Source organism: Allokutzneria sp. A3M-2-11 16 (assembly GCF_024213555.1).
Taxonomy (GTDB): domain Bacteria; phylum Actinomycetota; class Actinomycetes; order Mycobacteriales; family Pseudonocardiaceae; genus Allokutzneria.
On sequence record NZ_JANAVO010000018.1, the window covers coordinates 66041 to 85945 of the forward strand.

Annotated in this window: 17 protein-coding genes; 2 read left to right on the plus strand and 15 right to left on the minus strand. The window is 69.6% G+C overall.

What is annotated here, in order from left to right; all coding sequences use genetic code 11:
* Positions 1-3: 3 nt before the first annotated feature.
* The 9 genes from NLX83_RS36855 to NLX83_RS36895 form a co-directional block, all read right to left on the minus strand.
* Positions 4-516: a cupin domain-containing protein gene (locus tag NLX83_RS36855; RefSeq protein WP_254239904.1), complete on the minus strand. Its 513-nt coding sequence runs from the start codon at positions 514-516 to the stop codon at positions 4-6.
* Complete coding sequence (locus NLX83_RS36860; RefSeq protein ID WP_254239905.1) at positions 513-1736, minus strand: styrene monooxygenase/indole monooxygenase family protein; 1224 nt, start codon at positions 1734-1736, stop codon at positions 513-515. The genes NLX83_RS36855 and NLX83_RS36860 overlap by 4 nt, the downstream gene beginning before the upstream one ends.
* Positions 1733-2869 (minus strand): LLM class flavin-dependent oxidoreductase, encoded by a 1137-nt coding sequence (locus NLX83_RS36865; protein WP_254239906.1) that lies wholly within the window; start codon positions 2867-2869, stop codon positions 1733-1735. Before NLX83_RS36865 ends, NLX83_RS36860 begins: the two co-directional genes overlap by 4 nt.
* Positions 2866-4092: a styrene monooxygenase/indole monooxygenase family protein gene (locus NLX83_RS36870; RefSeq protein ID WP_254239907.1), complete on the minus strand. Its 1227-nt coding sequence runs from the start codon at positions 4090-4092 to the stop codon at positions 2866-2868. Before NLX83_RS36870 ends, NLX83_RS36865 begins: the two co-directional genes overlap by 4 nt.
* Positions 4089-5471 carry a cation:proton antiporter domain-containing protein gene (locus NLX83_RS36875; protein WP_254239908.1) on the minus strand — a complete coding sequence of 461 codons (1383 nt, stop codon included), beginning with the start codon at positions 5469-5471 and terminating at the stop codon, positions 4089-4091. The genes NLX83_RS36870 and NLX83_RS36875 overlap by 4 nt, the downstream gene beginning before the upstream one ends.
* Positions 5468-7252 carry an NAD(P)/FAD-dependent oxidoreductase gene (locus NLX83_RS36880; protein WP_254239909.1) on the minus strand — a complete coding sequence of 595 codons (1785 nt, stop codon included), beginning with the start codon at positions 7250-7252 and terminating at the stop codon, positions 5468-5470. The genes NLX83_RS36875 and NLX83_RS36880 overlap by 4 nt, the downstream gene beginning before the upstream one ends.
* Before the next feature lie 14 nt (positions 7253-7266).
* A complete protein-coding gene (locus tag NLX83_RS36885; protein WP_254239910.1) occupies positions 7267-8073 on the minus strand; it encodes a TauD/TfdA dioxygenase family protein in 807 nt (268 codons plus the stop codon).
* A complete protein-coding gene (locus NLX83_RS36890) occupies positions 8070-8903 on the minus strand; it encodes an L-tyrosine/L-tryptophan isonitrile synthase family protein (RefSeq protein ID WP_254239911.1) in 834 nt (277 codons plus the stop codon). Before NLX83_RS36890 ends, NLX83_RS36885 begins: the two co-directional genes overlap by 4 nt.
* A gap of 295 nt (positions 8904-9198) precedes the next feature.
* Positions 9199-10668 (minus strand): flavin-containing monooxygenase, encoded by a 1470-nt coding sequence (locus NLX83_RS36895; RefSeq protein WP_254239912.1) that lies wholly within the window; start codon positions 10666-10668, stop codon positions 9199-9201.
* A gap of 244 nt (positions 10669-10912) precedes the next feature.
* Between NLX83_RS36895 and NLX83_RS36900 the strand changes: the two genes are divergently transcribed.
* Positions 10913-11617, plus strand: a complete 705-nt coding sequence (locus NLX83_RS36900; protein ID WP_254239913.1) for a S1 family peptidase — start codon at positions 10913-10915, stop codon at positions 11615-11617.
* Positions 11618-11919: 302 nt separating this feature from the next.
* Here NLX83_RS36900 and NLX83_RS36905 read toward each other — a convergent pair whose 3' ends face one another.
* Positions 11920-12234, minus strand: coding sequence for a hypothetical protein (locus NLX83_RS36905; protein ID WP_254239914.1), 315 nt, complete (start codon positions 12232-12234; stop codon positions 11920-11922).
* A gap of 124 nt (positions 12235-12358) precedes the next feature.
* On the opposite strand from NLX83_RS36905, the gene NLX83_RS36910 reads away from it, so the two are divergent.
* The gene (locus NLX83_RS36910; RefSeq protein ID WP_254239915.1) at positions 12359-13204 is read left to right on the plus strand and encodes an oxygenase MpaB family protein; all 846 of its coding nucleotides are present in this window, start codon (positions 12359-12361) and stop codon (positions 13202-13204) included.
* On the opposite strand, the gene NLX83_RS36915 is transcribed toward NLX83_RS36910, so the two are convergent.
* The 5 genes from NLX83_RS36915 to NLX83_RS36935 form a co-directional block, all read right to left on the minus strand.
* Entirely contained in the window at positions 13201-15072 is a 1872-nt protein-coding gene (locus tag NLX83_RS36915) for an ArnT family glycosyltransferase (protein WP_254239916.1), read from the minus strand. The genes NLX83_RS36910 and NLX83_RS36915 overlap by 4 nt on opposite strands.
* Positions 15069-16328, minus strand: a complete 1260-nt coding sequence (locus NLX83_RS36920) for a bifunctional glycosyltransferase family 2/GtrA family protein (RefSeq protein ID WP_254239917.1) — start codon at positions 16326-16328, stop codon at positions 15069-15071. Before NLX83_RS36920 ends, NLX83_RS36915 begins: the two co-directional genes overlap by 4 nt.
* A 24-nt stretch (positions 16329-16352) precedes the next feature.
* Positions 16353-17771, minus strand: a complete 1419-nt coding sequence (locus tag NLX83_RS36925; protein WP_254239918.1) for a sensor histidine kinase — start codon at positions 17769-17771, stop codon at positions 16353-16355.
* Between the two features lie 28 nt (positions 17772-17799).
* On the minus strand, positions 17800-18495 hold the full coding sequence (locus NLX83_RS36930; protein ID WP_254239919.1) for a response regulator transcription factor: 696 nt from the start codon (positions 18493-18495) through the stop codon (positions 17800-17802).
* Positions 18496-18595: 100 nt separating this feature from the next.
* Complete coding sequence (locus tag NLX83_RS36935) at positions 18596-19678, minus strand: HNH endonuclease signature motif containing protein (RefSeq protein ID WP_254239920.1); 1083 nt, start codon at positions 19676-19678, stop codon at positions 18596-18598.
* Positions 19679-19905: the final 227 nt, after the last annotated feature.

A 19905-nucleotide genomic window follows, 5' to 3' on the forward strand; every position in this document is an offset into this window, starting at 1 on the left:
TCCTCAGGGTGTCGGGGCGGGGCCGACCCGGGTGAACGCGTACTCCTCACCCAGGGAGACCAGCCGGTCCAGGTCGTACTCCACGGACTCCGGCGGCAGGCTCAGCTCGGCCGCCCGCGGCAGCTCGGCCGCCAGGAACAGGTCGAACTGGGGGCGGTTCCCGGGTTCCGGGGTGACGTGGATGGTCAGGAACGCGGCGGTCGGCGAGGTGATCACGAAGGCGTGCGGGGTGTTCCTGGGGATGACCACCGTCGCCCCCGCCGCCGCGGTGAACTCGCGCCCGTCGCAGACCATGCGCAGCGTTCCGTCGAGCACGAGGAACAGCTCGTCCTCGTAGTGGTGCACGTGTTCCGGTGTGTTGTAGCCGCGTTTCCCGGTGTGCTGCACGACCGTGAAGGTGTTCCCGGTCGCGGCGCCCGGCACGCGGATCTGGGCCAGGCCGCCGAGCAGCCACACGGCGGTCTGCTCGGCTTCGGTGATCAGGCGGCCTCTGGCCTCGGTCTGGTAGTTCGTCATGGACCTTTCCCGGCTGTCTCGGTGAGGAAGGACTCCGCGCCCCACGGGCTGGACACCGCCCGCCACATGGCGGCCGGGTCGTTGAAGTTGTTGACGAAGGCGTCGGCGACGCGCTTGTCGCCCGCCGCCTCGGCGAGCAGGCGGAGCACGTGCGGCGGTGGCGGGGCGAGGAAGGCGTTGCTCCAGTTCACGGCGTCGCTGACGCCGTCCCACAGCTGCTTCGACATCGCGCGGCAGAACATCTCGTCGTAGGGCGGCAGGGTGCTGGCGATGGCGTCGGCGAGGGTGAACGCGGTCAGCGAGGCGAGCCCGGTGCCCTGCGCGGACAGCGGGTCGTTGACGATCCAGGCGTCTCCGATGGCCAGCGCGAACGTGCCCTCCCCGAGGTCCGCCCAGTTGTGCCGGACCACCGGGGTGATGCCGCCCTGGGCCAGACCACCGGGCGCGGTCAGAGCGAACTCCCGGAGGTCGACGCGCTCCCGCAGGCTCGGCGCGTGCGTGGCCAGCAGCTCAAGCACCGCCCGGTGGAACGCCGCCGGATCGGCCGTGGCGTCCATGTGGCACAAGGGTTCCAGCGGCCCGCCCGGCACGGCCTCGACGGCCAGCACGTCCACCCGTCCGTCCAGGGAGAAGAACGGCAGGCGCAGGATCTCGCCGACGCCCGGCAGGAAGTGGATGTCCATCGAATGCGGCGTGGCCTCCCCGATCCCCCGGTACAGGCCGGTGCACAGGATGCGCGGCGGCGCCGAGTAGGGCGAGCGGTCGGCATCGCGCGGGAACAGCCGCTTCATCGACGGGCTGCCGTTGGCGACCACCACGAGGTCGTGGTCGCGCGCCAGCCGGTCGATCGAGGCCGTCCCGAACACGATGTGACCACCGCGATCGGCGTAGTCGGCCATCAGCTGGGGCAGGTAGAGCCGGAAGTCCACCACGCTGCTGGGCGGGTTCAGGTCGGCCCGGAAACCGAGCGTGGACGCGCCGTGCAGCGTGACGTGCCACGTGTGGGTCTGGGCGTCGGGGAACCGCCAATGGTGCACGCCCAGCAAGTCCTCGCGCGCCTGTGTTTGGCCGAACCTGGCGGGGAAGTTCCTCGGCCTGCTCGCCCGGATCTCCGCGCCGGTGTGGTCCGTGTGGACGGTGGTGTGCACGCCAAACTGCTGGAGCCGGAGCGCGAGGTGCAGCCCGGCGATCCCCGCGCCCACGATCCCGATGCTTGTCATGTCCCTGTCCTTCTGGGGTTGGAATGCAGCTGTTCGGCCAACCACGCCACCGTCTCCACGGCGAACTCCGCGTCCTGGACCGAGACGAGCGCCGACGCCGGGATCAGCACGACGTGCCGCAGACCGGCGTCGACGAACTCGGCGATCCTGGCGAGCACGGTCCGCGGAGTGCCCGCGACGACCTGTGTGGCCACCACGTGGTCCGGCACGGCCTTGATCGCCCGCGTCACCTCGTCCCGGCCAAGCCGGTGCGGCAACAGCTTCGGCAGGCCGCGGTAGTCCTCTCCGAAGGGGTGCGCGGCCCCGTGTGCACGCCATGCAGCGGCACTGGAGTGCAGCGCGAGGTAGCGAATCGGCGTGCTGCACAACAACTTCCGTACTGCCTCATCGGTTCGTCCGACCACAATGGACAGTCCGAGCGCCGGAGTGATGCCGTCCGGGTCCCGACCGGCGGCGGTGGCCGCGGCGCGGACCACGGCCAGCCGCCTCGCGTACTCCTCGGGAGTCATGGGCTCCCACGGGTACCAGCCGTCCGCGTGGCGTCCGGTGAGCTCCAACATCCGCGGGCCGTTCGCGCCGAGCCAGATCCGAGGCGTGCGGCCTTCCGGGGCGCGCAGGTCCATCAGCGCCTTGTCCAGGGTGAAGAAGCGGCCCTGGAAGTCCAGCGGTCCCCGCGCCTCCAGGCACATCCTGATCAGCTTCAGCGCCTCTTCCACCCGGGCGACCGGGCGGTCGTGCGCGATGCCGTAGGGCTGGAGGTTCTCCAGTGCTCCCGCGCCGATGCCCAGCACGGGCGCCCGCTCGGTGAGCTGGGCGAGGGTCAGGAAGGTCTGGGCCAGCAGCGCGGGATGGCGGCGGTGCGGGTCGGTGACCCCGACGCCCAGCCGCACCGGACCGGCGCCACCGGCCAGGTGGCCGAGCACGGTCGCGAAGTCCAGGCAGTCGTCCGGAGTGGGCGACTGGGCGGCCTGGAAGGTGAACTCGGTGTCCCACAAGGCTCTGGGGAACGCGCTGATCAAGTGGTCCAGCGTCCAGAACGAGTCCAGCCCGGCCGCGCGGGCGGCGCCGAGCAGGGTGCGCCCCGCCTCGACAGAGCCGCTGGTCCCCCACGCCAGCCCGACTTCGACGCTCATGCCCCGGCCTCCGCCGAGCGAGCCCGATCCAGGAACCGCGCGGTCGCCTCCGGTCCGGAAATGCTGTGCCACATGGCTTCCGGGTCATCCAGATTGCGCACGAAGGCGTCGGCGACGCGCTGATCGTCGGCCGCTTCGGAGATCAGCTGCCCCAGGTGCGGCCGCGGTTCACCGATGAACAGGTTCGTCCAGTCCACGACGTTCCCGGCGGTGGACCACAGCTGCTCGGACACCTTCCGGCAGAACTCCTCGTCATACGGCGGAGTGCTGAAGCGCAACACCTCGGCCAACTGGAAAGCGTTGCGGGAGCCCAGGTTCGCGCCCTGCGCGGTGATCGGATCGTTGACGATCCAGGCATCCCCGATAGCCAAGGCGAACGTGCCGTCCGCGACCTCGGCCCAGCCGTGGCGCACCACCGGGGTCACCGCGCCCTGCAGGAAGTCCTCCGGCCTCGTCAGCGCGAGCTCCCGCACCCGCTCCCGCAACGAAGGCGCGTGGACGGCGATCGCGTTCAGCAGGGCCCGGCCGAAACCGCCGGGGTCCGCGGCCTGATCCCATCGCGCCAGCTCGTCCAATGGTCCACCCGGCACCGCCTCGACCAGCACCGCGGTGACCCGGCCCGCGAAGGAGTAGTAGCTCGGTGCGTGGATCTCCCCCGCGCCGGGAATCATGTGCATGCTCATTCCGGCGGGCTCCGGCGGCTCGATGCCGTGGTAGAGACCGCCGACGAGATGCCTGCGGGGCGCGAGGTACGGCGACCGCTCGGGGTCTCGGGGGAACACCTCGGTCAACGCCGTCCGACCGGCGGCCACCACCAGCAGGTCGTGCTCGCCAACCAGCTCCGCGAGCCCCGCCCGGTCCGGCACCGACCGCCGCACCAGCCGACCACCCCGCCGCACGTAGTCCTCCAGCAGCGCGGCCAGGTAGATCCGGAAGTCCAGCGAACTGGCGGGGTTGGGAAGCTTGCCGCGGAAGGACGGGCCGCCCTCCACGTGCAGGTGCATCCAGGCGTTGTCGGACTCCCCGGACTCCCAGTGCGCGACGCCGAGCGCGCGTTCCCTGGCCCTGGTGGAGTCGAACCGGGTCACGAAGTTCCTCGGCCGCCCGGCGCGGATGTCCTCCGCCGTCTCGTCGGTGTACAGCGTCGCGTCGATGCCGAGTTGGTGCAGCCGGAGCGCGAGGTGGAGACCGGAGATGCCCGCTCCCACGATGCCGATGCTCATACAGCGGTTCCGATGTTCGAACGGATGGGGACGGAGCCCGCGGCGTCGTCGGGGTCGCCGCGGTGCAGGAGGGTGAGCAGCGGGCTGGTCATCGCGGTGGTGACCAGCGCCATGATCACGAAGATGGTGAACAGCTCCACGGAGAGCACGCCGAGCGACAGCCCGATCTGCAGGATGACGATCTCCGTGAGGCCGCGGCAGTTCATCAGCACGCCCAGTGCGGCGGCGCGGCGCGCCGGCAGCCCCACCACCAGGCCGGGCAGCCAGGTGCCGAGCAGCTTGCCGCCGATGCCGACCGCGATGACCAGCAGCAGCACCCACATGCCGCCGCGCAGGGTGGAGATGTCGGTGCGCAGTCCGACCGCGGCGAAGAAAACGGGCAGCAGCAACCAGTTCACCGGGGCGGACAGCTGTTCGGCGAACTCGTCGACCACGTGCGTCTCGCGCGGGACGACCAGCCCGGCCATGAACGCGCCGAAGATCACGCCGATGCCGATCACCTCGGTCACGGCGGCGGCGCAGAGCAGGAAACCCAGCAGCACCACCGCGACCACCGTCGCGTGATCGCCGAGCCTGGCCATCAACCACGCCAGCAGCGGGCGGACGACGAACCACATCACCAGGCAGAACAGCACGCTCAACAGCACGGTGCCGAGAACTCCGCCCGCCGCCGACTCGCGGGCGACCGCGACCACGAACGCCAGCACGCACCACGCGGTGAGGTCGCTGACGCCCGCGGTCGCCAACCCGAGCGTGCCCAGCCGGGTCCGGCTCAGGCCCCGCGCGAGCAGGATCTTCGCCAGTACGGGAAAGGCGGTCACGCTGAAGGCCACGCCGCAGAACACGGTGAAGGGCAACGAGGCCACCCCGGCGGGCCGGTACTCGTCCAGCGGCCCGGCTCCCATCAGGACACCGAACAGGAACGGCACGGCGATCCCGGTGTGTCCCAGGACGAACGCCCGTGAACCGTTGCCGCGTAACAGGGACAGCCGCACATCGGCGCCGACCAGGAACATGAAGAACACCACGCCGAGCTGCGCCAACGCATCGAGCACCACCAGCACGCCGGGGCCGAACAACGCCGCCGACATCCCGGGTGCCAGTGAGGGGCCCAGCGCGAGCCCGGCCGCGATCTCGCCGATCACCGGCGGTTGGCCGAGTTTTCGTGCGATGGCACCGGCCACACACGCCGCCACCACCACCGTGAGCAGCGCGAGCAGGAGGTTCACCACGTCGGCCCGGGGTGCCGGGTCCGAGCCGACGGGATCGTGCACCGGTCCCGCCGACCGACCGCGCAGGACCAACGCGACACCGAGGGCGGGAACCAGCGCGAACAACCCGTAGGCGGTCAGCTGGCGCCACCGTGCCGACACAGTCATGCCGATTGCTCGCCCACTCGGACGATCTGCGCGCGCACCAGCCTCTTCAGCAGTTGCCGTTGGGGCACAGTGAGTTTCTCGTCGAGCTGGCCCACCGTCACCGGCCCCGCCGACAACAGGTGCCACAGCTCCGCCGCGCCATCCCGGTCCAGGCCGCGCACTTCCGAGACGTCCGGCCGCTCGGCGAGGAAGAACCGGTGACAGGGCACGGGAGCGTCGAGCGGGCCGGGCAGCGCGCCGCCGTCGCCCATCGGGTCCTCCCAGTACCGGGCGATCGCCTGCTTCAGCTCGGTCGGCAGCTCGAACGGCGGCGGCGGGACGAACGCCTTGAACCCGGGCACGTCCATGCCGACACCGAGCCGGACGGAAGCCCCCTCGGCCAGCGTCAGCGGGGTGTCGGGCTCCAGGACTCCCGGCTCGGCGCGCTCGGCGGTCCGCACGAAGGGCCCTTCGCGGTCCAGGTCGGCCGTCAGCCTCGTGCCCTGGGTCATGAGCTGGAGGAGGTCGGGGGTGAACGCGGTGTTCAGCAGGGCGTCGAAGGTGCGCTCCTGGATGTCCAGGACGGTGTCGTCGCCGGTCCCCCGGCTCTGCCAGTAGATGCTGTCCGGGTTGTTCTTCCCGATCGCGTGGTACCACTGGTCGATCGACAGGGCGAAGGTCTCGGCCATGCCGTGCCAGCCCTCGTCGTAGTCCCGCCACAGGTCCCGTTCGGCCTGCTCGGAGAGCTCGCCGGACAGCGTCCGCTCCAGCAGCATGGCGACCGCGACCGCCTGCGTGGTCGAGAAGGCCACGCCGGAGGAGAACAGCGGGTCCACGAAGTACGCGGCGTCGCCGACCAGGATCCACCGCTCGTCGTAGTCGGCGAAGCGGTCGTTGATCATCGAGTAGTTCGTCGCCGTCAGCATCTTGTCCGCGATCGGCTCGACGGCGCCGATCAGGTCCTTCAGCAGCGGCACCTCGTGCACCGTGCGCAGGAAGGTGGCCTGGTCGGTGAAGTCCTTGCCCGGCTGCTTGAGCACCTCGGGGTTGGTCACGATGCCGATGGAGTGGGTCAGCTTCCGCTCGCCGTCGACCAGCTTGCGCACCGGGATGTACCAGCACCAGCCGTCCGGGAAGGCGAAGCAGCCGATCGGCGACAGGTTCTCCTCGCGGAAGACGTTCCAGTCACCGGGCAGGCTCTGCGTCGGCTCGCCGTGCAGGAAGTGCTGCCAGATGGCGATGTTGCGGTAGCCGGACAGCCACTGGCGCTTCTGCTTGGCCGCGATGCTGTTGCGCCGTCCCGACGCGTCCACGAAGTACCGGCCCCGCACGGTGCGCCCGTCCTTGAGCGTCACCACGCACCCGTCCGGCCGCGGCTCGAGCTCCCGCACCGACGTGCCCTGGAAGACCTCCACGCCCAGCTCCGCGGCGTGGTCGAGCAGGATGTGGTCGAACTCCGCGCGGTCAACGTGCATCGACCACCGGTAGACCCCGTCCTCCAGCACGTTGGCGTGGTCGAAGAAGGTCACCTTGGGGTCGTTGGCGTCCCAGTTGAAGACGCCGCCGAACTTCTTCACCCAGCAGTCGCTGGCCAGCACCTTGGGCAGGACCCCGGTTTCGGCCAGCACCGGCACCAGGGGGTGCGCGAAGGACTCGCCGATGTGCTCGCGGGGGAAGACCTCCTTGTCGAACAGCGCGATCCGCAGGCCGGTCCGCTTCGCCAGCAACGCGCCCAGCGTCGACCCGGCGGGACCGCCGCCCATGATGATCACGTCGTAGCCGGACGAGATGTCCTCGCTCATGGACTTCCCTCTCCTCAGATGACCTGGACGCGTTGCAGGTGGCGGACGGACTCACCGGTGAAGGCGTTGCGGCCGTGCACCAGCGCGTGGTTGTCCGCGATGACGACGTCGCCGGTCCGCCATTCGTGCGGGTAGCAGTAGCGGGGCTGGTGCAGCCGCTGGGCCAGGTCCTCCAGCAGCGCCGGGACCTCCGCTTCCGGCACCCCGTCGACCTCCAGGAACAACGGGTTGAGGAAGGACTCCGGGTCCAGCGGCTCGGCGTAGCGCACCGTGGGCATGCCCGAGCGCGGGTGCACCGCGACCAGCGGCTCCGTGACATCGCCGCCGTAGTGGGCCAGCTTGTCGGTGGCGTAGCGGACGCTGATCTGCGACCAGTGGGCACGCAGCTCCGGCGGGGCGTCGCGGTAGACGCGCGTGGTGTCGCTGAAGACCGTCTCGCCACCGGCGCCGGGGGATGCCTCCAGGCACTGGAACATGAAGTAGCCGGGCGTGTTCTTGGCGAACACACCGTCCCAGTGGAACGGGACGTCGCCGCGCGCGAACAGGTAGTTCTTGGGGTTCTCGTGCTGGACGAGGTCGAAGACCTCGCCGAAGTCCCAGCGCAGCACCTCGCCCCACCGGTGGCAGTAGGCGGCGAAGCCCTCCGTGTCCAGCAGCGGGAACCCGCGCAGGACCAGCACCCGCGCCTCCTCGGTCCAGCGCGCGAGCACCTCTGGCGGCAGGTCGGTCAGCGCCAGGCCGTCGCTCGCCTCGACCAGCAGGCCGAAAGGGGTGAGCGGTGTGCGCCGCAGGGTGGTGGGGTCGAGGGAGGTCGACGTCATGGGAGGAGTCCTCCGTCCGGTCCGAGGTGCGGCGCCACGAAATGACTGGGGCGGTTGTCCCGCCAGATGACCGAGGCGTTCATCCGTTCCGCTTCGTATCGTTTGACGAGGGTGAAGTTCACGCCGTTGTCGAAAACGACTCCGTGCCAGGGCGTGAGCCAGTTGTCCTTCGTGCGGAGCAACTGGAACCCGATCTTCTCGGAATGCGGCGCCTGCGGGTGGATCGACAACCGGAGTGCTCCGGGAAATCGCTCGGCCACCACGGAGCTCCACGCGTTGCTGCGCTGGATCGTCTGATAGGCGAGCTCTTTCGCCTCCTGCCGGATCTTGGACCGGCTACGACCGGCGCCCGCGGCGACCTGGTCCTCGAAGACGAACCGGTGAATCCCGTTGAACAGCGCGCGCCATTCCGGCTCCCGGCGGACTCGTCCTCTGAGGTCGTCGACCGGGGTCGCGTAATCGCGGTCGAGGAGCCCGCGCAGGTTCGGGTAGTCGCGCCTGCCGAACGCCTCCGGCAGCCCGTAGAGCTCCACCGAGGCCCAGCCCGACGCGGTCAGAACGCGCTGGAGCTCCTCGTGGTAGGCCGTGACGTCGTCGTCGGCCACCCCGACGACGTCGCCGAAGACGTGGCCGTCCGAGCAGATCGTGACCCGCGCGCCCGGCGGGTAGAAGTGGCTGATGTGGTCGCAGAAGGACTGGATGAACTCCAGCGCGAGCCGCTCGGCGAGGTCGGGCAGCTTCCCCAGCACCTTGTTCGTGTTCGGCGACTTCGCCGGAAAAGCCGGGATGACGAAATGGATCGGTTCGCCAACGCGGATGAACGCGTCCACCTTGGCCCGATGGATCTCGAAGCATCGCGCGCACGGTCGCCGCGCACACGGGTCCGTCGCCGAGGAAAGCCTCCGGAAACGGAAAAGATAATCAAGGACAGTGCTTGGTATGGCGTCACCTAACGGCAGCAGTCCTGTAGAAGTCACGCCGCGCCTCTCGCAGGTTTTCAATGTCGGAAAATGCCGCTCCACCTGGGGCGGCATTTCTTTCCGACATCAAACCCAGCCGCCAACCACCGGTCAACCGAGCACTTTTTCGAACCCGGGAACCTCGTGGTGCCATGGCGGCCGGTACCTACGGGGTGAGCACGCGGAACGCGTCGGCCGGATCGCGCCGGGTGAGCTTCCGGTAGCGCATCGTCGAGGCGGGCCAGGGGTTCGTCACCCGTCCCGACGCGGTCTTGTACCAGCTCTGGCAGCCCGTCGGCCACACGGTCCTGGAGATCGCCTTCTCCAGCCACCGCTGGTAGTCGCGCATCGCCTCGGGCCGGACCTCCAGCAGGCCCCCGCCGGGCAGCAGGCGCAGGCAGCTCAGCACGTACCGGACCTGGCACTCGATCATGAAGATGTTCGAGTTGTGGCCGAGGATCGTGTTCGGCCCGTGCACGAAGAAGAGGTTGGGGAACTCGGGGAGCGCCATTCCCAGGTACGCCTCCGCGCCGTCGGCCCACCGCTCGTCCAGGCTCACCCCGCCCCGGCCGCGCACGCGCATCGGCACCAGGAACTCGGTGGTGCGGAAGCCCGTCGCGTAGATGACGGCGTCGACGTCGCGGTGCTCCCCGTCCGCGGTCACGATCCCGGTCGGGGTGATCCGGGAGATGCCGTCGGTCACCAGCTCCACGTTGGCCCGGTTCAACGTCGGGTAGAAGGTGTTGTCGATCAGGATGCGCTTGCAGCCGATCGGGTAGTCCGGGGTGAGCTTCGCCCGCAGCAGCGGATCGCGGATCTGTTTGCGCAGGTGGCGCCGGGCGACCCATTCCGCGGGACGGGCCGACCAGCCCCGGGCGATGATCGGCGAGAGCGCGAGGTCCGCCGCCAGGTAGTTCAGCGCGCGGTAGATGTTCTGGGTGAACGGCAGGCGCGTGAAGGCCCACCGGGTGACCGGGCCGAACTCGGTCCGCGGTTTGGGGACGACCCAGTTGGGCGTGCGCTGGTAGACGTCGACCCGCCTGGCCACCCGCGCGACGTGCGAGAGCAGCTGCGCGCCGCTGGAGCCGGTGCCGATCACCGCGACGTCCCGGCCGGACAGGTCGTAGTCGTGGTTCCACTTCGCGGTGTGGAAGGACTCGCCCTTGAAATCGTCGCGCCCGGGGATGTCGGGCAGCTTCGGCCGGTGCAGCTGCCCCACGGCGGAGATCACGATGTCGAAGATGTGCGTCTCGCCGCTCGTCGTGCGGACCACCCAGCGCCCGGTGCTCTCCGAGTAGTCGGCCGACGCGATCCCGGCGCCGGTCCTCAGGTGCCCGCGCAGGTCGTAGGAGTCCGTGACGTGCTGGAGGTAGGCGAGGATCTCCCGCTGCTCGGGGTAGCGCAGCGCGACGTCCCGGTACTTCTCGAAGGAGAAGGAGTACAGGTGCGACGGGACGTCGCAGCCGCACCCGGGATAGGTGTTGTCCCGCCAGATGCCGCCGACGTCGCCCTCCTTCTCGAAGATCGTGAAGGAGTCGATCCCGGCTCGCTTGAGCTCGGCGGCCATGCACAGCCCACCGAAACCGGCGCCCATGATGGCGATCGCCGGAAAACGGGAAACAGAACGTGCTTTCATGGCGGCGGACCGTAGTTCCGAGGAATGAAATCCCGATGAAATCGACCAGGGCCGCCCAGGCTGCGCCGTCAACTGTCCGGGCGTTCGGTCGAACGTCATCGGAGCGGCAGTTTCCCTTGCGCCCCAAGCACATCCGTTCGACCGTTCGACGCGCGCAGTCGACCTCCTTTCGCATGTGGCCACTGAGCGCGAGCGGCTGCGACTCTTCCGCTTCCCCTGCGACGCAACGGATGGGAAGAGTCCTATGCGCAGAACCATCTCCGCCGTACTGGGCGCGTGCGCCCTCACCTTCGCCCTGACCGGGACCGCGGCGAGCGACGTCCGGCCGACGATCATCGGCGGTCACGACGCCACCGAGACCTACTCGTTCATGGTGTGGTTGAGCAACAACTGCGGGGGCAGCCTGGTCGCCCCGCAGTGGATCGTCACGGCCACCCACTGCGGCAACGCCGCGCAGGGCCGGATCGGCTCCATCAACAAGAACTCCGGCGGCGAGATCGGCCGGATCGACCGCCGGATCGTCAAGCCGGGCAGCGACCTCACCCTGATGCGGCTCGCCCAGCCCGCGCGCTCGACCCCGGTCCGGATGGCGCAGGTCAACCCCGCGCCCGGCAGCCCGATCCGGCAGATCGGCTGGGGCTGCACCAGCCACCCCGGCTGCACCCGGCCGGTCATCCTCCAGGAGATGGACCGCACCGTCCTGCCCAGCGGCCGGTGCGCCCCGGGCGGCGGCTCCCCCACCGACGTCTGCATCTCCGGCGACCGGCAGCACTCGGGGTGCTACGGCGACTCCGGCGGCCCCGCCATCGTCGGCACCCGCGGCGACTGGACCCTGGTCGGCGCCACCCGCGGTCCTGGCGACAACGTCCAGGCCGGGTGCGGCACCATCGGCCTCTACACCGGCATCGCCGCGAACCTCCCCTGGATCCACCAGCACATCACCCGCTAGCCCCGCTATCCCCCGCCCTCATCCCGCGCTGAGGCCGCCAAGATCTTCCGTTTCGTACTCTTGCCGGGATTTGGGAGCGCTCCCTTTCCCGCTATGAGTACGAAACGGGAGATCTCTAGGTTGAGGCCGCCTCACGTTGAGCACGAGGGCGGGTGGGATGCATGGGCCACAGTTTACGTGGTGCGCGGGGCGCGTGAATGGCTTGCTCCACGCCTCCGCTGACCCGCTTCCGTTTCGTACTCATAGCGGTTTCTTGGGGCGCTCCTGAGCCCGTTATGAGTACGAAACGGGAAGCTCGCGGGCTAACCGGGCACGTGCGCGTCCCGCCAGGCCCGCACGACGTCCCCGTTCTCGGTGAGGTCGTAGGGCGCCGAGGCGTCGAGCTCGGCGAAGACGATGACCTTGCCGGTCGTCGGGTCCACGCTGAACTCGAACCACTCGGGGGCCGGGCAGAACTCGTCCGGCGCCTCCGGGTTGTGCGCGAGGGGGTAACCGGCGAACACCAGCTCCTCGAACAGGCTCCCGGCGGGCCACTGCCGCACCGTCTGCCCGTCCCAGGTCTGCTGCGTCACCTCGCCGACGGTCACCAGGAAGTGCTCCCACACCAGATGGTCCACCCCCGCATTATCCCCACCCCACCGGCCGGGACGCGAAACGTGCTCGCTCGATCGTCCTGAGACCGAACCGTGGCCCGGTCACGACCCCCGGCCCGCATGCTGGTCGTGGCCGGAAGGGGTGGGGATGACGATCGGGCTGAACGGCATGCGGCAGCGGGTGGGGGCGAGCCTCTTCGAGCGCGTGGCGGGCCCGGACGGCGCGGCCAACCGCGACCGCATCGACACCACCCCGGGCCCGAGGTGGTTCGCCGAGGGCAGCGCGATCCGGCGGGTGCACTCCGACGCGTCGATGTTCGTCGGCGGCCTGCGCGCGCTGCTGTTGCAGTCGCTGCACCCGCTGGCGATGGCCGCGGTCGCCGGGCACTCCGGCTACCGCTCCGACCCGTGGGGCCGGTTGCAGCGCACCAGCACCTTCCTGGCGATGACGACCTTCGGCACCGCCCAGCACGCGGAGGAGGCGATCGCCCACGTCCGCGCGGTGCACGAGCGCATCCGCGGCACCGCGCCGGACGGTCGCGCGTACCGGGCCGCCGATCCGCACCTGCTCGGCTGGGTGCACGCGGCGGAGATCGACAGCTTCCTCCGCTGCTACCAGCGCTACGGCCCGAAACCGCTCAGCTCCAAGGAATGCGACTCCTACGTGGCCGACACCGCGCGGATCGCCGAGGGGCTCGGCGTGCTCGGTCCGCCACGCTCCCGCGCGGACCTGGCTGCCGTGCTCGACGCGTACCGCCCCGAGCTGCGCGGCACCGCGCAGGCTCGGGACACCGCTCGATTCCTCCTCTTCAAGCCACCACTACCGCTGCTGGCCCGAGCGCCTTACACCGCACTGGCTTCGGCCGCCGTCGCCGCGCTGCCGCCGTGGAGCCGGTGGCCGCTGCGCCTGCCGTACTTCCCGCCCGTCGAACGCACCGCGGTGCAGCTCGCCGGGCACGGCATCGTCGGCCTCCTCCGCTGGGCCATGGCCTAACGGCACTCGTAGAGCACGCTCGTCGTTCCGCCGTACTCCTCACGAGGCACGACCGTGCAGTTGTCGCGCACCCACGTCATGCGCTTGCTGGCTTCGCCACCGCGCCCCGTCAGCTCGCCGATGTTCATCCGTCCGGCCAGGACGTAGCGCAGCTCACCGCGTTTCACCCAGCCCGCCAGCTCGTCGGTCGTCGGCGCCGGGTCCGCGCCCATGAAGCCGCCGAAACCGATCACCACCCGGCCGCTGTTGAGCACGAAGTTCGACGCCATGATCGCGCCGCCGTCCACCGCCAGCGTGATCCGAGCGCCGCCGGATCGCGCGGTCGCGTGGTCCAGCACCTTCCGCTGCTCATCGGAGAGGTAGCCCTTGTTCGTCCAGTTGCCCCCGGCCATCTCCGCCATCTGCGGCGGCATCATCTCCACGAGCTCCACACTGGAGTCAGGACCGGCCGTCGGCAGGCTGGCGTTCGCCGGTGGCGGCCCGAAAGCGGAGGAGACCGACCACACCGCCGGTGTGAACAGCATCGCCGCCACCCCGACGAGCGCGGCCACCCGTACGTTCACCCAGAACGCGGCGATCGCCAGCACGGCGAGCACGATCACCACCGGACCGACCCACCCGTTCCACTCCGGGCTGCGGTACACGACCACGAGCGCCCACCCCGCGGTGAGCACCGCCAGACCCTGCACCCCGAAGCGAACGCGTTGCGCCGCAACGACTCCCGCGCCGATCAGGGCGGCGATCGCCGGGGCCAGCGCCGTGGTGTAGTAGGAGTGGAAGATGCCTCCGGCGAAGCTGAAGACGAGGCCGTTGACCAGCAGCCAGCCGCCCCAGAGCACCCAGCCCGCGCGCTGGTGCGCCGGGACGTCCGCGTTCCGCCTGCCCGCCAGCACGACGCCGACGAGGATGACCAGCGCGGCCGGGAGCAGCCAGCTGATCTGGCCGCCCATCGCCTCGTTGAACATGCGGCCGGGACCGGGATCGCCGCCCATCATGACGTTGCGCATCACCCGCGACATGCCCTGGCCGCCGGGGAAACCCGCCGGGACGTCCCCCGGCATGCCGCCGGGTCCGCCGCCGCCCATGCCCAGGATGCGGGCGAGCCCGTTGTAGCCGATCACCAGGTCGAAGGCGGTGCCGTTGGTGCTGCCGCCGATGTAGGGCCTGCGGCCCGGCCACAGGTCGACCAGCGCGACCCACCACAGCGAGCTCACCAGCAGCACACCGCCCGCGGCCAGCGTGTCGGTGATCCGCCGCCGCCACGCCGCCGTCGAGCCGACCAGGTAGGCCGCGACCAGCGCGGGGGCGACGATCCACGCCGCGAGCATCTTCGTGTTGAACCCGCAGCCGACCAGGAAGGCGGCCAGCAGCAGCCACCGCGTCGCCGATCCGGCGCCGATCTCCGGCTGGATCGACCGCGTGACGGCGTAGGCGGCTGCGACCAGGAACAGCACCAGGAGCGTGTCCGGGTTGTTGTCCCGGTTGATCACCACGGTGATCGGCGTCAGCGCGAGCACGAGCGCGGCCAGCAGCGCGGCGTTCTCCCCCGCCCACATCCGCACGGTCCGGTGCAGCAGGTACACCGCCGCGACGCCGAAGACCGCCTGGGGCAGCAGCACCGCCCACCCGTGGAACCCGAAGATCCACGTGGAGACCACCTGCGGCCACAGCGCGAACGGCGGCTTGTCGACGGTGACCACGCCCGCCTGGTCGAAGGCGCCGAAGAGGAAGTTGACGAAGCCGCTGGACATCGACCGCGCCGCGGCGGTGTAGTAGCTGTTCCCCCAACCCCATGCCCAGATGCCCCACGCGTAGAGCACCGCGGCGAGTGCGAGGATCGCGGCCAGCGCCCATTTGGGCCTACTCATCGAGCGATGTCCTTTCCACGGCCGGGCCGGAAGACCCAGTTCCGGTAGAGCACGAACCGCAGCAGGGTCGCCGCGGCGTTGGCGAGGCAGAGCACGACCAGTTCGACGGTGGTGCCACTGCCGATGGCGGAGTTCTCCAGCAGCCACAACGAACCCGAGGTGAGCCCGAGCCCGAGCGCGAAGACGATCAGGCCCTCGAACTGCGAGCGCATCCGCCCCTCCGGCCCGCGCAAGCCGAAGGTGAACAACCTGTTCGCGGCGGTGTTGCCGACCGCGCAGGTGAGCAGTGCCAAGGCATTCGCGGAGAAGGCTCCCATCATCGGCCGCAGCAGGGCATAGAGGATCAGATAGGCCAATGTGGACACCACGCCGATGGCGGCGAAGCGCAGCAGCTGCGCGCTCATCCCCTTCGGCACCCCGGGATGCTCGTCGGCGAGCGCGGAGCGCAGCGTCGTCGGCAGCTGGGCCCGCATCGTCGCGGAGGCCAGCGTCCTGGTGAGCCTGGCGACGCCGCGCAGGTCGGCGATGGCCGTGGCGAGGACGTCGACCGTGCTGTCCGGATCGTCCACCCAGTCCACCGGCACCTCGTGGATGCGCAGCCCCGAACGTTCGGCGAGGACCAACAGTTCGGTGTCGAAGAACCAGCCGGTGTCCTCCACCAACGGCAGCAGGCGCTCGGCGACGTCCTTGCGAATGGCCTTGAACCCGCACTGCGCATCGGAGAACCGCGCGCGCAGGGTGCCGCGCAGGATCAGGTTGTAGCAACGGGAGATGAACTCGCGCTTCGGTCCGCGCACCACCCGCGCGCCCCGTGCGAGGCGGGAGCCGATGGCCACGTCGGAGTGCCCGGACACCAGCGGCGCGATCAACGGCAACAACGCGGCGAGGTCGGTGGACAGGTCGACGTCCATGTACGCCAGCACTTCCGCGTCGCTGGTCGTCCACGCAGCGTTGAGCGCCCGCCCGCGTCCCTTGGCGTCCAGCCGCACCGCGCTGACCCCGGTCAGCTCGCCGACCAGTTCCCCGGCGATCTCCCAGGTGCGGTCGGTGCTGGCGTTGTCGGCGACGGTGATCCGCCACCCGAACGGGAACGCCCCGGACTCGGCGAGGAAGGCGTGCAGCCTGCGCACGCTCGGGCCGAGGTCCTGTTCCTCGTTGTAGACGGGGACGACGATGTCGACGGTGGGCCGGGGCGCGGTGATCACCGGGCCGAGGCGTTCGGCGATCTCCCCGGTCGGGGCCTTGGTGGACTCCATGATCGATACGGTCGCGGTCGATCTTCAACCGTTGCTGGGCCGAGTCTGGGAGGAGCCTGGGAATCGGGTTTCACCGGAAAGCACCAAGCGGAATGTCGCTCCACCATCCGGGGTGTCTACCACGCTGATCTTCCCGCCGTGCGCGCGCACCACGGCCGCCGCGATGGACAGTCCGAGCCCGGCCCCGCCGCTGTCGCGCTCCCGTCCCGCCGCGACCCGGAAGAACCGGTCGAACACCCGCTCGTGGTACTCGGCGGGGATGCCGGGGCCGTGGTCGACGACGTCGATCGTGATCTCCCCGCCCACCTTGGTCAGCACCACCTCGACCGGTGTGCCCGGTGGCGTGTGCTTGACGGCGTTGCGCAGCAGGTTCGCCAACACCTGGCGCAGCTGGTCGGCGTCAGCGAAGACGAGGACCGGCTCGTCCCCCGGTCCGGTGATGACCCGGCCCGGCTCGTGCGCGCCCGCGTCCAGCACCGCGTCCCGGCACAGCGCGGCCACGTCGACCTCCGCGCGCCGCGGCGGCCTCCCTTCGTCGAGCCGGGCGAGCACCAGCAGGTCTTCCACCAGCCGCGCCATCCGCGAGGACTCGTCCTCGATCCGCCGCATCACCGTGTGCAGGTCGTCCGGGTCGTCGGCGGCTCCGCGGTGGAACATCTGCGCGTAGCCGAGGATCGAGGTCAGCGGTGTGCGCAGTTCGTGGCTGGCGTCGGCGACGAAGGTCCGCAGCCGCTGTTCGGACCGGGACCGCTGGTCGAGCGCGTCCTCGATGCGGCCGAGCATGGTGTTCAGCGCGAGGCCGAGCCTGCCCACCTCGGTGGTCTTGTCGACGTAGGCGACGCGCCGGTGGAACTCGCCGGAGGCGATGGCGGTCGCGGTCGCCTCCATCTCGTCCAACGGCCGCAATCCCATGCGCACCAACGACAACGCGAACGCCAGCAGTGCCAGCAGCACGCCCGCGGTGATCACCACGACGAGCACGAACAGCCGGTCCAGCGTCGCGTCCACGTCGGTCAGCGGGATCGCGACGTACAGCGTGCCCTGCTGCGGGCTGAACGCGGAGTAGGCCGCGAGCCGGTACCGCACCCCCGCGTGGCCTTCCACGGATTTCGGCGAGCCGATCTCCGGCAGGTCGTCGAGCACCGGCCGGTCCGCCGGTGACGTCCCGGCCCCCAGCCTGGTCTCCGGCCCGAACCGCCCGTCCGGCCCGCGCACCACGCCGAAGATGTTGACCAGGGAGTGCCGGATCTCCTGCGGTGGTTCCTTGATCTGTTCCCCGGCGAGCTTGGCGCCGAGCGGCACCCGGACCAGGTCCAGCTGTTCGTCGGTGCGCTGCAACAGGAAGGAGCGCATCGAGGTGAAGATCAGCGTCGCGACGGAGGTCATGGCGACGGCGGAGAGGACCACCATCACCAGCAGCATCCTGCGGCGCAGCCCGGTCATCGGCTCACCACGTCACCGTGTCACCGTGTCACCGGGGTAGCCGCATCACGTAGCCGACGCCCCGCACCGTGTGGATCAGCCGTGGCCCGTCGTCGAGCTTGCGCCGCAGGTAGGACACGTAGGTTTCGAGGTTCCCGGCTTCCCCCGCGAACGCCTGCCCCCACACGTGGTCGAGGAGTTGCTGACGGGTGAGCACGACCCGCGCGTTCACGACGAAGTAGTGCAGCAACCGGTATTCGGTGTCGGTCAGTTCGATGAACCGCCCCGCCCGGTGCACTTCGCGGGTACGCGGGTCGATCTCCACGTCCGCGAACACCAGCCGCTCCGCCCCGCGCCCCGCCCCGGTCCGCCGCAGCACCGCGCGCACCCTGGCGACCAGCTCCCCCACGGAGAAGGGCTTCGTGAGGTAGTCGTCCCCGCCGAGCGTCAGCCCTCGGATCTTGTCCTCGTCGGAGTCGCGTGCGGTCAGGAACAGCACCGGCACCCCGCCCTGCCGCGCGTGCAGCTTCGGTGCCAACGAGAACCCGTCGCCGTCCGGCAACATCACGTCCAGCACCACCACGTGCGGTGTGAACCGGTCCGCCACGTTCAGCGCCTCCGCGACGCTCGCCGCGCACACCACGTCGAATCCCTCGTACCGCAAGGCCATCGACACGAGTTCAGTGATCGCCTGTTCGTCGTCAACAACAAGGACCCTGGTGCTAGGCCGCGCTGTTCCGATCATGGTGCGCCATCCTGCCGGTCGTTGCTGGGAGAACGCTGGGAGCCCGCTGAGCAGCGCGGAACCCCGGTTCACCCCTGAGGATTTCCGGAACTCTTCCGATCTAGAACGGCGCCGGTTCCGCGATCGGCTCCGCTTCCGTCTCCTGCGTCTTCCCGTTCGGCGTCGTCCACACGTGCCGCCCGTCTGACAGGTTCTCGCACTTCCAGTTCGACTCGTGCTTCATCCGGTGATGCCTGCGGCACTTCGGCCGCAAGTTGTCGATGGTGGTGTTCGTCCCGTCGAACGGACAGCAGTGATCAAGATCGCAACGGTGCGCGGGCCGGTTGCACCCGATCGCCGTGCAGGTGGGGTAGCGGGCGTGGATCAACTCCCGCTGCTTCACTGAGGGCCGGTAGGTGGTCACATCTTCGGCGATCCCGGTGACCGGGTCGGTGAGGATGCGCTTCCAGATGCCGTTCGCGGCCACATCCCGGGCGATCTTCGCGGGCAGAGGTCCGTGACCGTGCAGGATGGCCGGTTCGTTGCTGAGGCCGAGGAAGGAGCCCATCGGCATGGTCAGGTAGACGGTCACCCGGCCTTGGGGTGCACCGGTTTCCTTACCCATCAACACATCCATCGTCACATCGGCCCGCTTCTGATCCAACGTCCGGTGATCCTTCGGCAAGGCCCTGGCGATGCGGTCGATCCGGTCATAGATCAACGAGGCTTGCAGGGCGGGGAAGAACATCCTCAGTAGACACATGCCGTCATCGAGGGGGATCTTCTCCACCAACCTCTGCTTCCGCTTCTCCCGGTGGCGACGCTCAGCGGCCTTCGGGTCCAGCTTGTCGATGAACCGCACCGCATGCCGACGAGTCGCGGTGTAGTCGTGGGTCTCGGCGAAGGCGAGGAAGTCCTCTTCAGCGATCGCGGCATGCACAGCAGACAGGGTCGAGAGCAGGTCGACGATCATCAACGCCTTGCCCTCGTCGACGCGGCCTTCGGCCAGCGCCCGCAACACCACAGGCCGACCGGTCAGGTCTTCCGCGCGTTGCAACAGTCGGGCGGCCTTCGTCTTTGAGATGGCGAGTAGTCGCATGAGGATTTCCTCGGCGAACTCGCGATCACACAACTCAAGCCGAGCGACATACTCCATCAACACGACCGCGAAGTCCGCCGCAGCTTTCCCCATCGCAGTGAACATGACCCTCAAGTAATGGTCGGGATCTACAGGGAACATGCCCCTATTCTATCGCACAATAATAGTGGATCATGGCTCTACAGGGTGAATTCCCAGGCGCCCGAAAAGCCAAACAACGCAAGTTCCAGCGAAAGCGAGCCGCCGCTGGAAATCGGGGTCGGCTTTACCTGGGGTGCGCGTGCCATACGCTCATCGCGAGGGCCGGGGTTTCATCCCGTGCCCCCGAGAGG